Origin of the sequence: Chryseobacterium daeguense DSM 19388, assembly GCF_000430825.1 — a bacterium.
Lineage (GTDB): Bacteria > Bacteroidota > Bacteroidia > Flavobacteriales > Weeksellaceae > Chryseobacterium > Chryseobacterium daeguense.
Genome location: NZ_AUMT01000004.1, coordinates 232,206 through 248,617, shown reverse-complemented (window position 1 = coordinate 248,617; position 16,412 = coordinate 232,206). Strand labels below are relative to the sequence as shown.

Annotated in this window: 12 protein-coding genes; 5 read left to right on the top strand and 7 right to left on the bottom strand. The window is 34.1% G+C overall.

Annotation, left to right across the window (positions count from 1 at the left end):
- Position 1: 1 nt before the first annotated feature.
- On the bottom strand, positions 2-634 hold the full coding sequence (locus H560_RS0107755) for a peroxiredoxin (RefSeq protein ID WP_027379512.1): 633 nt from the start codon (positions 632-634) through the stop codon (positions 2-4).
- 548 nt (positions 635-1,182) lie between these two features.
- Between H560_RS0107755 and H560_RS0107750 the strand changes: the two genes are divergently transcribed.
- A complete protein-coding gene (locus tag H560_RS0107750) occupies positions 1,183-2,010 on the top strand; it encodes a GLPGLI family protein (RefSeq protein WP_027379511.1) in 828 nt (275 codons plus the stop codon).
- A 55-nt stretch (positions 2,011-2,065) separates the two neighbouring features.
- Here H560_RS0107750 and H560_RS0107745 read toward each other — a convergent pair whose 3' ends face one another.
- Together H560_RS0107745 and H560_RS0107740 are read right to left on the bottom strand one after the other, a co-directional pair.
- Positions 2,066-5,005 carry a M16 family metallopeptidase gene (locus H560_RS0107745; RefSeq protein WP_027379510.1) on the bottom strand — a complete coding sequence of 980 codons (2,940 nt, stop codon included), beginning with the start codon at positions 5,003-5,005 and terminating at the stop codon, positions 2,066-2,068.
- Between the two features lie 45 nt (positions 5,006-5,050).
- Positions 5,051-6,244, bottom strand: coding sequence for a pyridoxal phosphate-dependent aminotransferase (locus H560_RS0107740; protein WP_027379509.1), 1,194 nt, complete (start codon positions 6,242-6,244; stop codon positions 5,051-5,053).
- Between the two features lie 222 nt (positions 6,245-6,466).
- Between H560_RS0107740 and rsmG the strand changes: the two genes are divergently transcribed.
- The 4 genes from rsmG to H560_RS0107720 are packed head-to-tail and all read left to right on the top strand — an operon-like array spanning position 6,467 to position 10,800.
- Positions 6,467-7,102, top strand: a complete 636-nt coding sequence (gene rsmG / locus H560_RS0107735) for a 16S rRNA (guanine(527)-N(7))-methyltransferase RsmG (RefSeq protein ID WP_027379508.1) — start codon at positions 6,467-6,469, stop codon at positions 7,100-7,102.
- Between the two features lie 60 nt (positions 7,103-7,162).
- Positions 7,163-7,570, top strand: coding sequence for a hypothetical protein (locus H560_RS0107730; protein ID WP_027379507.1), 408 nt, complete (start codon positions 7,163-7,165; stop codon positions 7,568-7,570).
- Between the two features lie 3 nt (positions 7,571-7,573).
- The gene (locus H560_RS0107725) at positions 7,574-8,110 is read left to right on the top strand and encodes a DUF922 domain-containing protein (protein ID WP_027379506.1); all 537 of its coding nucleotides are present in this window, start codon (positions 7,574-7,576) and stop codon (positions 8,108-8,110) included.
- Positions 8,107-10,800, top strand: coding sequence for a PD-(D/E)XK nuclease family protein (locus tag H560_RS0107720; protein ID WP_027379505.1), 2,694 nt, complete (start codon positions 8,107-8,109; stop codon positions 10,798-10,800). The genes H560_RS0107725 and H560_RS0107720 overlap by 4 nt, the downstream gene beginning before the upstream one ends.
- Positions 10,801-10,848: 48 nt before the next feature.
- On the opposite strand, the gene H560_RS0107715 is transcribed toward H560_RS0107720, so the two are convergent.
- The 4 genes from H560_RS0107715 to H560_RS0107700 all read right to left on the bottom strand — a co-directional run bounded on the left by H560_RS0107715 (position 10,849) and on the right by H560_RS0107700 (position 16,247).
- The gene (locus H560_RS0107715) at positions 10,849-12,792 is read right to left on the bottom strand and encodes a T9SS type A sorting domain-containing protein (protein WP_027379504.1); all 1,944 of its coding nucleotides are present in this window, start codon (positions 12,790-12,792) and stop codon (positions 10,849-10,851) included.
- Between the two features lie 155 nt (positions 12,793-12,947).
- Positions 12,948-14,126 (bottom strand): acyl-CoA dehydrogenase family protein, encoded by a 1,179-nt coding sequence (locus tag H560_RS0107710; RefSeq protein ID WP_027379503.1) that lies wholly within the window; start codon positions 14,124-14,126, stop codon positions 12,948-12,950.
- A gap of 114 nt (positions 14,127-14,240) precedes the next feature.
- Positions 14,241-15,035, bottom strand: coding sequence for an NUDIX hydrolase (locus H560_RS0107705; protein WP_051289216.1), 795 nt, complete (start codon positions 15,033-15,035; stop codon positions 14,241-14,243).
- 24 nt (positions 15,036-15,059) lie between these two features.
- Complete coding sequence (locus H560_RS0107700; RefSeq protein ID WP_027379501.1) at positions 15,060-16,247, bottom strand: MFS transporter; 1,188 nt, start codon at positions 16,245-16,247, stop codon at positions 15,060-15,062.
- Between the last annotated feature and the right edge of the window lie 165 nt (positions 16,248-16,412).

Here is a 16,412-nt window from a genome sequence, read left to right as displayed (position 1 = left end):
ATTAATTTTTTGCTAAATACTCAGCGGTAGAATTTCTGTCAGCTTTCATAGCTTCTTTTCCTTCTTCCCAGTTTGCAGGACAAACTTCGCCATGCTTTTGAACGTGAGTATAAGCATCTATTAATCTTAAATATTCTTTTATGTTTCTACCAAGAGGCATATCGTTTACCGACTCATGGAAAATTTTTCCTGTTTCGTCGATAAGATAAGTTGCTCTGTACGTTACGTTAGAACCTGTGAAAACTTCTTCACCTTCTTCATTGTATTCGAAATCCTGATCTACGATTCCCAATAAGTTTGCCAATTGTCTGTGGGTATCAGCCAAAAGCGGGTAAGTAACACCTTCAATTCCACCGTTGTCTTTAGAAACATTCAGCCATGCAAAGTGTACTTCGTTTGTATCGCAAGAAGCACCGATTACTTTAGTGTTTCTTTTTTCGAATTCACCTAAAGCCTCCTGGAAAGCGTGAAGCTCAGTCGGACATACGAAAGTGAAATCTTTTGGATACCAGAACAAAAGAACTTTTTGCTGATTAGCTGTTGCTTCTTCAAAGATGTTGATTCTCAAATCATCACCCATTTCAGACATTGCATCTACTGTTACGTTTGGGAATTTTTTTCCTACTAAAGACATAATTTTCTTGTTTTTATATTTAAATTTTCTGATGCAAATATATAAATATCCCGTCTATCGAACAAGTTGATATTGATAAATAAAATCTATAATTGTTTTTGATTAAAAATTTAAATTTTATTTATAGAATAATTTTTATTTTACTTCTCGTTTCGATGAATTATCTATTATAAAAGATTATAAATGTTAGCAATAAATCCCTGTTATTTGAAATGTTATTGCGTTGAGTTTTTTTCTAATTCTATATTTGTTTTGAAAAAAATAAGATTTATGAAAAATTTAAAAAAACTTTCGAGAAATTAATTAAAGAATGTAGCAGGAGGTCTATTCATGCCTAGTAACGATATTGGTGTTGCTGATGATTGTCATGTACATTATAAGAAAAATTCAGATGGAAGTTTAGTACCAATTGTAAGTTCTGGATCTGGCCCATGTCACCCTGTTTCTGGTACAGTCTGCAAAACATTTTCTTCTGGTAGTGACGGAAAGTGTTATTAGAAACTTAGAATGGTATGAATTTTCGTACCATTCTTTTTAATTTATCAAAGATGAAAAATTTATTTAGATTCTGTTTATTCGTTTTTATTTCAATAAGTTTTGAGGCCTATTCTCAAAACTATAAAGTCATTTATAAGTTAACTTATAAAGCTGATTCCAGTGACAATAAGACGAGATCAAAAAATATGGTATTAGAATTAAATAAGGATAAGTCAGCATTTTATACTTATGAGTTTTATAAAAGAGATTCTATATACCGTGAAGGTCTGAAGTCGGGAAAAGAAGTCTATCAACCGATGTTTGATGCTGAATTTTCGGTTATTAAGAATAATGATAAATCGAGTATAAGTAAACTGTATAATTTTCCGCCGACTACTGTTATTTACAGATTAGATGAAGTTAAAAATGATTTTAGTTGGAAAATAATAAATGAAACAAAGAAAATTAATAATTATACATGTCAAAAAGCTCAGTTAAACTATAAAGGAAGAAACTGGGTAGCATGGTTTACAAAAGATATTCCTTTAAATTTTGGTCCATACGTTTTTGAAGGTTTGCCTGGAGCTATATTGTTTATAGAAGATTCAAACAAAAATTACACATTTGAATTAATTTCAATACAAAAATCGACTCAGAGTAAAATTTATTTTTTGAATGATTGGAATGTAATTAATGTTTCTAAAAAAGAATTTACTAAAATAAGTTTAGACCGTTATAATGATCCTTATAAGGAAATGCGCAATGATGGAGCCTTAATTGAAGGTTCTTCCGGCGAATTGAACAGGCCCAATATTAATCAGATGACAAAAGAAAAGCAAGAATTTATTAAAAGACATAATAATCCGATAGAAATTTCGGATGCAATTAAATATCCTTAAAAATTAAATTTAAAATAAAAAGGCTGAATCAACATTGAAACAGCCTTTCTTTATTTTAGTAACCGAATATCTCGGTAAGGTTAAGTTTTTTTACTTCACCGAGTTTCTGCATATCGGCTTCACTTACTTTGTCTTGAGAAGCTACTAAACAATAGGTGTAGTTTTTACCTTTCATTTCTTTATCATGAAAATTATTAAGATCTGTAAAAGATAATTTTGGAGCCTGCTCATAGACATTCTTTCTCATGTCCATATTGTTGCCAAGCTTTTGGGCTCTCAGATAGGTGAAAATAATTCCGTCCTGAGTAATTCTTTCGGCTGCAATAGATTTTTTCAATCCGCTTTTTGCTGTTTCGAACAATTGATCAGATTTTGGAAGAGTCGTTAAAAGCTCATTCATAGCAGTTGTAGATTCATTGAATTTATCTGCCTGAGTTCCTACATAAGCCATAATCATGTCTTTTTCTTCTTTTTTACCCGGCAGAGAAAAATAAGAATAAGTGGAGTATGCCAGTGCCTTAGACTCCCTGATGGTCTGGAAAACCACAGAACCCATACCACCACCGAAATAATTATTGAACAGGCTTACGGTAGGAGTAATGGAAGGATTATAAGCCTCACCGTTTCTCACCCAGAAGATTTCAGCCTGAACCATGTCATAATGGGCAAACAGAACTTTATTCTTGTCCGTAGGAATCTGCGTAAAGGTTTTAGATTTAGGCATATCTTTCAGTGATGCAGAAACTTTGTGAATCGGACTAAGTGAAGCAGTCAGCTCATTTCCTGATTTTGGACCGTAATACAATACTTTATGTTTAAAATTAAATAAATCATGAAGCACATTAATAAGATCTTCTGCCTTTAAAGCATCCAGTTCAGCATCGCTTAACGTATTATTGAAAGGATTTTGAGGGCCATATTGCGCATAGCTTCTAAGCCCCGACATAATAGCCGACTTGTTTTGCTTAGCATTTGCCCTTGATTTTTTAAGTCTGGCTTTGTAAGCATCCAGTGCTTTTTGGTCCGGCTGGCAGTTTTTAATTAAATCTTCAAATAAAGCAGCTGTTTTATCAAAATTTTCATTCAAGCCTTCCAGATACACATACGTTTCCTCATTTCCTGCGCTTACGTTAAAGCTTGATGCCAGCTTATAAAACTCTTTGCTGATATCTTCAGATGATTTATTCTTTGTTCCTAAATACTGAAGATATTCTGCAGCCAGAGGAAGGATTTTATTATTCCATTTTCCTGAATCAAAATAATAATATAATCTGAAAAGAGCATTATCTGTATTTTTTACAGACAAAACATCTACATTGCCTAATTTATTTTTAGCAATATCCTTATTGAAATCCAACCACACAGGAGAGATGGGGTTTTCCGGCATTTGGTCAATCTTTTTAAGGAATGGAGAATTATCTTCTCTGTTCACGGATACCGGTGTAATGGCCGGCTTGTCAACCTTTACGATATTTTTGTCTTCGCCTTTTCTTTTGTAAACAGCTACATAATTATTAGCCTGAAGATACTTCGATGCAAAATCCATGATGTCTTTTTTGGTAAGCTTGGAGATTTCATCAATATAAGCCAGCTGTGTTTTGTGATCCACCTCAGAAGTGAACTCATCCATTAAGGATTCTGCTCTGGAGCTGTATTTTTCATATTTTTGAATCACATTTTTCTTCTCATTATTTACGATAGACTGAATAAGATCATCTGAAAAATCACCTTTTTTCAACTTATCAATTTCCTGCAGAAGCAAAGCTTTAACATCATCCAGAGATTGCCCTTCCGTAGGATTTCCCTGTAGAAAAAGCACCGAATAATCTTTTAAAACATAAGGAAAAGCATACGCACCCAATAGTTTTTGCTTTTTTACAAGATCAAGGTCAATTAATCCGGCCTGTCCGTTGGTAAGGAGGCTTCCCACAAGATTCAGCATTCTTGCATCCTTGGTGGTAGCTCCCGGAAATCTGAATCCGATGGTAATGTTTTCCGGGGTAGGTCCGTAAACTTCTCTGATGACAGGGGCTGTAATTGGCTGTTCTGCAGCTACTTTGTATTCAGGAACCGGTTTCGACTTCATATAAGAGAATGACTTGTCGATTTTAGCGATCATTTCATCAGGATTAAAATCTCCGGACATGATCACACCCATGTTGTTGGGAACATAATAATTGTTAAAATATTCTCTGATAGCTTTTAACGAAGGATTTTTAAGGTGCTCAATGGTCCCGATTGTTGTCTGCTTTCCGTAATTGTTATTAGGGAAAATCGCAGCAAACATGGCTTCGTATACTTTTCTCGGATCATTGTCAAGTCCACGGTTTTTTTCTTCATATACTGCTTCAAGCTCTGTATGGAAAAGCCTCAAAACAGGCTGTCTGAATCTTTCTGCCTGTACCGCAAGGAATTTATCCGTCACATTCGCGGGAATATCTTCCGTGTAGACGGTCTGCTCAAAAGAAGTAAATGCATTGGTTCCGTCTGCACCCATTCCGGACATCATTTTATCGTATTCATTAGCGATGGCATACTTGGAAGCTTCCCCGGAAACTTTGTCGATTTCTTTATAGATTTCCTTTCTTTTTGCCTCGTCTTTTGTTTGATTATACTTTTCGTAAAGTGCATCAATCTGGTCCAGCAACGGCTTTTCTTTTGCCCAGTCTTTTGATCCGTACTGGTCTGTACCCTTGAAAAGCATGTGTTCCAGATAATGCGCCAGACCGGTGTGATCTGCCGGATCGGTTTTGCTTCCTGCTTTTGTGGCGATATAGGTCTGAATTCTCGGGTCTTTTTTAGTCGGACTCAAAATTACCGTCAAACCGTTTTTTAAAGTATAATATCTCGCTGAAGTAGGATCATTGGTTACATATTTATAAGTATATCCGTTTGACTGCGCTTCTTTCCACTGGAAATCCTGCCCAAAAGCATATCCGCAGAAACTGGCAGCGGCAATGCTTGATACAATTGTAATTTTTTTTAAAAGATTCATTGTAAGTGTTTGTTATTGAGTTTAGTTATTAATATTTATTTAAAGTTAATTAAACTTTTCAAGTAGATTTTTTATCCTTTTCATAGCCTCAATTAAATCTTCCTCAGAAGCTGCATAAGAAAACCGGATACATTCCGGGCTTCCGAAAGAAACGCCGCCGACGCAGCCTACATGAGCTTTTTCCAATAAAAACATGGCAAAATCATCAGAATCTTTTATCTCTGTTCCATCCAATGTTTTACCGATATAATGAGAAATATCCGGGAAAAAATAAAATGCAGCTTTTGGCAGCAAAACCTTAAATCCGGGAATTTCTTTGATTAAATCATACACCAGATCTCTTCTTTTTTTGAAGGCATCAATCATATATTTATATTCCGAAGGATCTGCTTTTAAAGCAGTTATAGATGCTCTTTGTGCCATTGTATTGGCTCCGCTTGTCATTTGCCCCTGAATTTTTTCACAAGCCTTGGCCAGCCATTCCGGACATGCGGAATACCCGATTCTCCAGCCTGTCATGGCAAAAGCTTTTGACATACCGTTGATAACCGCAGTTTGCTCGTACACTTCCGGGAATTGTGCAATAGAAGTTGTTTGTGTTTCGTAGTTGATATACTCGTAGATTTCATCTGAAATTATGGTTACTTGAGGATATTTAGCAATAACCTTTGCCAAAGATTTCAATTCATCATAAGTATAATATCCACCGGAAGGGTTACATGGCGAACTGAACAGTACAGCTTTAGTTTTATCGGTAATGGCTTCCTCCAGTTGCTCGGCAGTAATTTTAAAATCAGTTACATACGAGGTTGGAAGCATTACAGAAGTTCCTCCCATCATTTTCACCATTTCGTCATAGCTTACCCAGTACGGATTTGGAAGAATTACTTCGTCTCCGTCATTAAGTAACGCTGCCAGTACATTCAGAATGGCCTGTTTTGCACCGTTTGATACACAAATTTGTGTAGGTTTGTATTCTAAATTATTATCTCTTTTAAGTTTATAAGAAATTGCTTCTCGAAGCTCTAAGAATCCTGGAACAGGAGAGTAGTGACTGTAGTTTTCGTTTATGGCATCAAAAGCTGCCTGCTTTATATTATCAGGAACATCAAAATCCGGCTCGCCCAAAGTAAGGCTGATGACGTCTATTCCGCTGGCTTTCATTTCTCTAGCCTTATTTGACATTACAAAAGTTTGTGAGTAACCAAGTCTTTTTACTCTGTCTGAAAGTTTCTCCATTTAATTATTTCTATTTTAACAAATATATAAAAAAACAGCACTTCGGGAAATTTTGCAGGTACGATTTTGCAAGAAAAAAGATGTCGAAATTGGAAATAAGCGAACTATTATTATTAAAATATTATCAAAGTACATAACTTCCGCCCTCAGGCTCCCATCTTCCAGTTTTTTGCCTTAAAAATTTGAAATAAAAACTTATTTTTGCAGATTATAATAATTCACATGTCTACAACGTTACTATTAAAATATTTCCCTGATCTTACAGAAACCCAGGTTGAACAGTTCAATAAATTGGAAGAATTATACAATGAATGGAACGAAAAAATCAACGTAATCTCAAGAAAAGATATGGAATCATTATATGAGAAGCATATTTTACATTCTTTGGGTATTGCAAAAGTGATGGAATTTGCACCTGGAACGAAGGTTCTGGATATCGGGACCGGAGGTGGTTTCCCGGGAATTCCTCTGGCAATTTTATTTCCGGATTCAGAATTTACTTTAATTGATTCTATCGGGAAAAAAATAAATGTTGTAAATGCTGTAGCAGAAGGAGTTGGCCTAAAAAACGTAACTGCTATCCACGGAAGAGCGGAGAAATTAAAGGAAAAGTTTCATTTTGTAGTAAGCAGGGCTGTAACACAAATGCCGGAATTTTTAAGATGGCTGAAAGGAAAATTTGAAAAAGAACAGTTTAATCCCAAACATAACGGAATTTTATATTTAAAAGGCGGAGATCTTGCAGAGGAGCTGGCCGGTCTTAAATGTGAAATTTTTAATCTAAAAAACTATTTTGATGAAGAATTTTTTGATACAAAGAAAGTTGTCTATGTATCAAAAGGTAATTTTAATTCTTAATTTAACATAATTAAGGAATATTTTTGATAAATTTATACTAATAATCAAAATGTTGTAGTTATGAAAAGTTTTTTCCATATTGGATTTTCTGCATTGGTTTTAGGATTATTTTTCACTTCATGTAATGATGATGATGACTATCAGACGATAGAATCTATTGACAAAATTAAGATTGACAGTGTGAAAATCGTTAATGATACCATGGATGTCTTCAGCGTTCAGAGTATTAAGACTTATTCTACATATCCGTCTCATTGTGAGGGGTTTTACGGATATGATTATATCCACACGGATGCTTCCACAAGAACGGTAACTGCCTATAAATATATTACGAACGGACCTTGCACGCAGACAAGCTATACTGCTGCCAATCAAATTAATTTTAGTCCACAAAACGTTGGTACTTATACTTTTAAATTCTGGAACGGCGGAAATAACTGGATCACAAAAACAATTGTAGTTGAATAAATAATGAAATGGATATTTGCAGCTTGTTTTCTGATTTCCAATGTGTTATTTGGCCAGAAAATATATTGGAGTGAGGATACGAAACTAAATTGGAGCAATTTTAAAAGTAAAATAAACCGCAAAGGCGGTGATAATGTGGTGGCTTACACCAACTGTGGGTGGATTTATTCTTACGAAAAATCATCTAACCCTAAAGCTCCGGTAAAGATTAATGTGGAAACGGTCTTTAATGAGGATAAATCATGGAAAGATGTAAAGCGGATCAATGATTATGTGTTGCTGCATGAACAAAAGCATTTTGATGTGGCAGAAGTTTTCGCAAGGAAATTAAGAAAAGAAATTTCGGAAAAAATCAAGACTTCATCCGATTTTGATAAATATTTTAAATCTATTTATAACCGAATTCTTAAAGAATATCAGGACTTTCAGAGAGCATACGACGGTGATACCAAAAATGGGATGGTTGAAGAAAAACAATCAGAATATAATCGTATTATTGCTGAAGAATTAGAAAACTATAAAAGTTATAAAAAGTCTTGAAATTCCTCAATAAAATCATCGATGAATTATTAACACAAAACCCTGATCTTTCGGAGTTTAATCTTGTACTTCCCGGCAAACGTCCTATCGTATTCATCCGTCAGATTCTGGAGGAAAATAAGTATTCCGGATTTCTTCCCAATTTTTTTACTATTGAAGAATTAATAGATAAAATTGCTGATAAACAGGAGATTCAGGGGATTTCTTTATGGCTTTTTGCATTTGACGTTTATAAAAGTCTGAATCTTATACCTAACGATGATTTTGCCGATTTCCTGAAATGGTTTCCCACTTTGCAGAAGGATTGGGATGATATGATGAAGTTTTCGGAAGGGGATGAAATTGTTCTTCAATATATGTTTGATGAAGAAAGAATACGGGATTGGGCGCAGGATTTAGGTGAGGATGATAATGGTCCGAGAAAAAAATTCCTAAATTTTTGGAAAAATATGAATGTTTTTCTTCCGGTTTTAAAAAACAGACTGAAAGAAAAAAACTGGGCAACTTCCGGAATGATTCATGAAGAAGCAAAACTGAAGATTAAAGATTTTGCTAAAAATACAAAGGAAAACTTTGTTTTTTGTGGGTTCAATGCCTTTACTCCGGTTGAGGAACAATTGGTACGAAGCCTGTTGCAGTGGGATAAAGGGCAATGTTTTTTTCAGGCAGACCGTTATTATTTTGACGATGAAAGACAGGAAGCAGGAAAATTCCTGAGAAATCATAAAACGTGGAAAGAATTTAATGATCATAGAGCTTTTCAATGGATAGAAGACGATTTTAATCAGCCTAAAAATATTAAGGTTTACGAAGTCTCCGGGAATATTACCCAAACGAAAATTTTACCGGAAATCTTTAAGGAAATAGAAAATAAAACCTTTTCCAATACTGCTGTTGTTTTACTGGATGAAAATCTTCTTCCCGCCAGTCTGGATGTGATGTATGGTGTCCCGAATCTCAATATTACAATGGGTTTCCCTTTGAAGAATCTTTCATTTTCAAATGCCGTAAAACAGCTTTTTTATCTTCAGAAACAATTGGAAAAAAACAAATCTTCCTACTATTACCGGGATCTGTTTCCAATTCTTGAAGAACTGCCTAAATCTACTGAGGATGAATCTGTTATCAACAACTTCAAATCGAAAATTGAGGAGCGGAATATTGTTTATATTTCAAGAAAATTGTTGCAGGAACTTTTGGGTGATCTTACTTATTATAATTTACTTCAAAAAGCTGATTCTACAGAAAAATATTTAGATTCATTAATTGAATTTTGTAAAAAAATAAAATGGCTGGATATTGATGATATTCAGTATGAAAACATTTCTCATTTTGAGAATGCATTCAGGATTATCAAAAATCAACTGACTCCATATCAGTTTGAGATCAAAATGGAGACGCTTGAAATTTTGATCAATCAACATATTAATTCGGAAAGTATTGATTTTCAGGGTGAACCTTTACGCGGTCTGCAAATTATGGGACTGCTGGAAACCCGTCTTTTAAATTTTGAAAATGTTATTCTTCTATCTGTAAATGAAGGAAAACTGCCTTTAGGAAATTCCCAAAATACATATATTCCGTTTGATATAAGGAAGTATTTTGATCTTCATACGTTTTTGGAAAATGACAGCATTTATGCTTACCATTTCTATCGTCTTATTCAGGATTCGAAGAATGTTCACTTGTTGTTTAATGCTTTGAGCTCGGGTGTCAATACAGGTGAAAAAAGCAGGTTTATTACGCAGATCGAAATGGAGAGCTCCCATAATATCGAGCATTTGATTATTGAGAATTCTTCTGATCCTATTATCACTGAACCCATCGAAATTTCCAAGACTGAGATTGTAATGGACAGGCTTACAAAATGGAAAGATAAGGTCTCTGCTTCCCACCTTACAAGCTACCTGTATAACCCTATTGATTTTTATCTTTCAAAGATATTGAATACCTCTGAAACGGATGAAATTGAAGAAGAATTATCAATCAAAAATTATGGTAATCTTGTGCATTATACTCTTCAAGAAGTTTATGAAATATTAAAAGGTAAAGTCTTAAAAGAAAACGATTTAAAAGAATCAATTAAAGCAATAGATCAATATATTGAAGTGGCCATTGATAAGCTAAAACATCAACCTGAATTCTATGAAAAAGGGATGAACTTCATTCACAAAGCCATAGCAAAAAAAGTAATTGAAACTATACTGAATCATGATCTTGAAATTGTAAAAAAAGGAAATAAATTAGAAATTGTTGACATCGAAAAACGCTTCGAAAATGTAGATTTTTACCTTGATGATCAGGATAAAATATCTTTCTTTGGATTTATTGACAGGATTGACAGATTAAACGGAACTCTGAGAATTATTGATTATAAAACGGCGAAAATTAAAAATCTTACAGTAAAGATTGATGAGAATAATATTGATGATTACTTCCACAATAGTGACCGTAAGCAGGCTTTGCAGTTGTGTATTTATCAATATGTTGTGCAGAATTTACCGGAATTTTGGGGTTTACCGATAGAGACAGGTATTTGGAGTTTTGCAGAAGCGAAAAAAGGCGTTGTTTCTTTGAAGTTTGAGAAAGGAAATATTGATGATGCCATGAAATCTGTAAAGAGCTTAATTGAAGAAATTTTAAACCCTGATATTAATTTTATAGAAGAAATTAAACCCTACTCAAAATAAAAATGCATCCCGAATAGAGATGCATTTATGTATAATTCTTAGTGAAAACTATATTTTGACCTTCTTATTAATGGTTTTTCCATTTTTCAAAGTTAGGTTAACCAAATAAATTCCGGTTTCTAAATTCCCTGTTGAGAACTCATTTTTACTGATCTCTGAATTTTGAACTAAATCTCCTGAGATACTGTAGATTGTAACATTTTTCATCTCATCTTTTGATCTTATTACTATGGATTTATTTTGAGCAAAAATATTTACAGTCTCTGTAGAATTTAAGTTTTCAATCTTTTTATTGAACTGCAGATTGTAGAATTGTGTTACAACTTCAAAAGTATATTCCTGATTGTCAAAATTATTTAAATCAATTCCTCCCGCATTCTTATATTCTTCCTGTGAAATGGTTTTTAATAAATTTTTGCTTTCATCAAAAATATTTATTGATTTTAATTCTTCAGGATTAACTCTTAAATTTAAAACATTATTGTTTTCGGACTTTACAATTTCATTTTCAGCAACTTGCTTTGGAGTACTCTTAATATAAGGAACAAATTGTGTTGTATTATTTTCAGAAACCTTTAATAAGTACACTCCATCTTTAAGCGAAGACAAATCATTTTGAACAGCTATTTTGCTTTGTGAATTTTCTTTATTGAAATCGGTAACTTCAATTAATTTTTTCCCATTCAGTTCAGGTTTGATCTGAGATGAGTATAAAGTATTGCCAGTCTGTTGAGCTGATGAATTTTTTGAAGTAAGCATTGCCCATTCATTAAAAAAACCTCCGCTTCTTAGAGTATTAAGCTTTGCATTTGATGCCAAAATGAAAGGAATAATACCGCCAACGTGTCCTACAGGCCCCCAGTATAATGCTTCTAATTTATATTTATCAAGATCCCAGAAAGAGTAGTAACCTCGTTGAGTATCAATAGTTTTGGATGTATTTTCCGGATGTATGGCAAGGTCTACCGAAGAATGGCCAAGAGTGGTAGGAGTTTTGTTGTACCAATCATAAACATCACTTGCTCTTAAGCATTGTCTCAATTTGTTATTTTGGTTGTTAGTAGCATCGTTTACAAAGTTTGTGGTGAAAAGTTTTCTCCAGATCACAGGTCCCCAAAGCATTCCTCCGTTATCTTGTACCACATGATAATTATATTTATCCAGATATTCTGTAGATATTACTTCAGAGATATCGTTCGTATATGTCTTATAGCCAATATTATTACATGTATTTACAACATTGGCAAGGAAAGATGTAAATGGGTAAGTTTCTTTTTCTATTATCCCTTTTTGAAGAGTAACACCAGAAAAATCATAAGGCCCGTCTCCCATATAAGCATATTTAAATTTTAAATTGGTAGGGTTTGATATGCTTAATTTTTTTAATGTAGACATGGCAGCGTGAGCTCCCTGAGAATACCCTGTAATAAAATATTCATCATAACGTTTTATCCCTTTTTGAGCCAAAACTGTGTTAGCAGCAGTTACAAAATCTATTGTTGCGCTGGCTTCGGTAGGATAGTGCACATAAGGATGAACTCCTTCGCCTGTTCCCATCCCTACATAGTCTGGCGCCATCAAAATATATCCGTTTAGCACGTATGACAATTCTACTACAAAACCTCCTGACATTGTACCTTTTAAGTTAGACGGAACATTATCCCTGCTGTCTGTAGTACCGTGGTCTGAAACAACTGTGGAAAGCTTATAATTAACATTAGGATACATGACAAGTCCGGTTGCTTTTACCAGAACATTCTTTTCATTTTTTGTATAATAGGTTATTTTATAGGCTTTTAAACCTACATTAAACCCACCTAAATAATTAACGAAGTCCGGTGAATTCTGTTCTCCCAGATTTCCGGAAATAAAATTGATAACACCTTGTGGAGTAAGATCCAGCTTTTGTTCTACACTGAAAACGTCCCCGGCTTGCTGAGAAAAATAAAATGGCGCAGTAAGCCCCGCTAAGACGATAAGGATTTTTTTCATAATTTGATTTTTTTTTGTGTTGTTAAATTATATTTTTTAAATAAATAATCGATGCTTTGAATTATTAATAACTATTCAATGAATATCAATTCTAAAATTGAATTTAAATAAAAAAAGTCTGACATATTGCCAGACTCTTTATTTATCGATGTTTTTTAGAATGCATTAATACCTGTAATATCCAAACCTGTAATTAATAAATGAACATCATGCGTTCCTTCATAGGTGATCACAGATTCCAGGTTGGCTGCGTGTCTCATCATCGGGAATTCACCCATAATACCCATTCCTCCAAGTATCTGGCGGGACTCTCTCGCAATATCAATCGCCATTTTTACGTTGTTTCTTTTTGCCATTGAAATTTGTGCAGGAGATGCTTTGTGATCATTTTTAAGATTTCCTAACTGTAGGCAAAGTAACTGAGCCTTAGTGATTTCTGTTAAAAATTCAGCTAATTTCTTTTGTTGTAGCTGATATGAGCCGATTGGCTTTCCAAACTGTCTTCTTTCCTTAGAATACTGAACCGCAGTACAGTAGCAGTCGATCGCAGCACCAATTACACCCCAGGAAATTCCATATCTGGCTGAATTTAAACAAGATAAAGGTCCTTTTAAACCGGTTACTCCTGGCAATAAATTCTCTTTCGGAACTTTTACATTATTAAATACCAATTCACCCGTCTTGGAAGCTCTTAAGCTCCATTTATTATGTGTTTCAGGCGTTGTAAAGCCTTCCATTCCTCTTTCTACGATTAATCCCTGAACTTTACCTTCCTCATTTTTTGCCCAAACTACCGCAATATCACAAAGCGGAGAATTGGTAATCCACATTTTGGCTCCATTCAGAAGATAATGATCTCCCATATCTTTGAAATGAGATTCCATAGAGCTTGGGTCAGAGCCGTGATTGGGTTCGGTAAGTCCAAATGAACCGATCATTTCACCGGAAGCCAGTTTAGGCAAATATTTCTTTTTCTGTTCCTCAGAACCAAATTCATTGATAGGAAACATCACCAGAGAACTCTGAACAGAAGCCGCAGAACGTACCGCGGAATCACCTCTTTCCAATTCCTGCATGATAAGGCCATACGAGATCTGATCCAGACCGGAACCGCCGTACTCAACCGGAATATATGGGCCAAGAGCTCCAATTTTCCCCAATTCTCTCATCAAGCCCGGTAAATCTGTATGATTTTGTGCTGCCTGGTCTATCTGTGGCATTACAAAACTTTCTACCCAGTCTCTCACAGATTGACGAATCAGTTTGTGTTCTTCAGTAAGTAAAGCATCGATCCCGTAATAATCAGGAATGCTTGTAAGCGGATAATATGACATTGTTTTAATTTTCCTAAAAATAAGACTTTTCAGTATTTCAGGGAAATTTTTTTTAGAAGTATTTTATTGTTTGACTTTTAATGATTTATGTCAAATTTTTAAAGAATTTACTGTTTAAAATGAATTTTCATTCTCGTTTGAAATAGGGTACTGGCTTGTAGAATTGTGAACCTTAGATTTAAACTTGTAAAGATAAGGCGCTTTATTGGCGGAACCGTCATAAAGCTTCTCAAGTCTGTATAAAATATTTAGGCTCAATATTTTACGCTGAAAATTATTCCTTCTGAATTGTTGACCTAAAATGGTTTCATATAACGACTGCAGATCCTTCATTGTAAACTTTTCAGGGAGAAGATTACTGGCCGCAACTTCGGTATTGATGTTCATTCTCAAATATTCAAGGCCGGTTTCTATGATCCTGTCGTGGTCAAAAGCCATTTTTGGAAGATTGTCCACTTCAAACCATTCACAGCTTTCATTGAAGGCATCCGGAAAGGTATCTGCAAGAGAAAAATCAATTAAGCTGCAATATCCTACAGTGATGAAACGCTGGAAAATCCAGTGATCTTTTGGGACTTCAATTCCTTTATTGTTTAAAAGAATCTGGTGAACATTATTCTCTGTTCTGTCGATTCTCCCGAAAGTATGAAACTGTTTTAAGAAAATACCTTTAAGATGTGTTCTTTCATATAAAACACGTTCTGCCGCCTCACGAAGATCTTCATCATTAAAAACGAAACCGCCGGGAAGCGACCACAAATTCAGGTCGTGATACTTCAACAGCAAGACTTTCAGGATATTATTATGAAAACCAAATATGGTGCAGTCTACAGATACGTGCGCTACAAAGTCTTTTGTATCAATGAGTTCCTGAAGAGTCTCTTTATTTTTTTCGTTCTTGATTTTCATGGCAGTAAAAATAAAATTATTTTTCTAAATGTTTTTATCTGCAAATCTAAAATAAATAAAACTAATTGTAAACAGCACAGTTACAGCGAATAAAATGTAAACGGAGTAATAATTCAGAAGCTGATTTCCAAACAGCAAAGACATGATGATGGAACTTACTGAGCTTCCAAGGGAAGAGAAAATAACAATTAAAGAAGTAAAAAGATTGGCTTTTGAGCGGTCTATTCTGGCAATCATTTTTGAATTAATAACAGGGTAGAGCGGCGACAGAAACAAACCGATAACGGGAAATAAGAACAGCAGAATTTTTGAGTCATCAGAATCAAAAAACTGTATTCCGATAATAATTAACAATACAGAAATGATGAGCAGAATGCAGATCATATAATATTTTGATAATGAAAATCTTTGTATAACATTAGCGGTAGCAGTTCTTCCTGCATAAGAAAAAAGGGCTAAAAATGATGAAGCCTGCAACGCAAAAAAAGAATTGACCTTCAGATGATTTTTATAAAAAGATGGAAGCCATGAATTAAAGCTCTGCTCAACGAATACAATTGAAAAAACAACTGCTAAAAACAATACAATCAGGGGATTCATTAAATTTTTTAAATCTTTAATGATTCCTGCTTTTTCTGTTTTTACCGGCTCGGAAATGGAAAGTTTTGAAAATAAAAAAATACTTATTGCTGATAAAACCGAGATAGAAAGAAACCCGAATTTCCAGAATTGTGAGTACTGGCTTGAAATAATCCACCCGAAACCTGTATTTACCACAAAAATCCCGATCATGAATGAAGCTTCAACGTTATTCATGGTTTTTGCAAGTGATTTTTCATCTGAAATATTGTTCCGGATAATTCCGAAGACACAAATTTTTCCAATTGCGAAACATGTTCCTATAATGGCAAACCACAGCTTGTAAAACCAAAAAACCTCAACAAACGGTAAAATAAGTGAGCAAATCCCAACAACTGTTAACGCTAAAATCAATGATTTCTTTGTCCCGAATCTGCTTATAAAATTGACAGCAAATAGTGAAATAAAAGCGATCGGAAGATCCTTAAATGACTCCAGAAATCCTAATTTTTCATAAGTGATTTTTGCCTCAGAAAGTTGTAGTATTACAATGCCCATGCAGTTTAAGACCATAGAAAAAATAAGAAAAGTAAGCTTAAGGGGAAGTGAAATATTGGAGAGCTTGGATATCATTTTGGGGATTATTTTTGCTGGATTTTGAGAAAAATTTACAGTTTAAAAGATAAAATTTATGCCTTTGAAGTCCCAAAAATAAACGAAATATTAAAATATTTATTAATAAAATGTTAATTATTTAAAAAAAAATATATTTTTATTGTCTCAATTTGAGAATTAAAA

What these genes read in the sequence shown, in the direction of transcription:
- H560_RS0107750 (WP_027379511.1), top strand. Translation starts at nt 1,183, where the DNA reads ATGAAAAATTTATTTAGATTCTGTTTATTCGTTTTTATTTCAATAAGT.
- H560_RS0107740 (WP_027379509.1), bottom strand. Translation starts at nt 6,244, where the DNA reads ATGGAGAAACTTTCAGACAGAGTAAAAAGACTTGGTTACTCACAAACT.
- H560_RS0107715 (WP_027379504.1), bottom strand. Translation starts at nt 12,792, where the DNA reads ATGAAAAAAATCCTTATCGTCTTAGCGGGGCTTACTGCGCCATTTTAT.
- H560_RS0107710 (WP_027379503.1), bottom strand. Translation starts at nt 14,126, where the DNA reads ATGTCATATTATCCGCTTACAAGCATTCCTGATTATTACGGGATCGAT.
- H560_RS0107745 (WP_027379510.1), bottom strand. Translation starts at nt 5,005, where the DNA reads ATGAATCTTTTAAAAAAAATTACAATTGTATCAAGCATTGCCGCTGCC.
- H560_RS0107725 (WP_027379506.1), top strand. Translation starts at nt 7,574, where the DNA reads ATGAAATGGATATTTGCAGCTTGTTTTCTGATTTCCAATGTGTTATTT.
- H560_RS0107700 (WP_027379501.1), bottom strand. Translation starts at nt 16,247, where the DNA reads ATGATATCCAAGCTCTCCAATATTTCACTTCCCCTTAAGCTTACTTTT.
- H560_RS0107730 (WP_027379507.1), top strand. Translation starts at nt 7,163, where the DNA reads ATGAAAAGTTTTTTCCATATTGGATTTTCTGCATTGGTTTTAGGATTA.
- H560_RS0107755 (WP_027379512.1), bottom strand. Translation starts at nt 634, where the DNA reads ATGTCTTTAGTAGGAAAAAAATTCCCAAACGTAACAGTAGATGCAATG.
- rsmG (WP_027379508.1), top strand. Translation starts at nt 6,467, where the DNA reads ATGTCTACAACGTTACTATTAAAATATTTCCCTGATCTTACAGAAACC.
- H560_RS0107705 (WP_051289216.1), bottom strand. Translation starts at nt 15,035, where the DNA reads ATGAAAATCAAGAACGAAAAAAATAAAGAGACTCTTCAGGAACTCATT.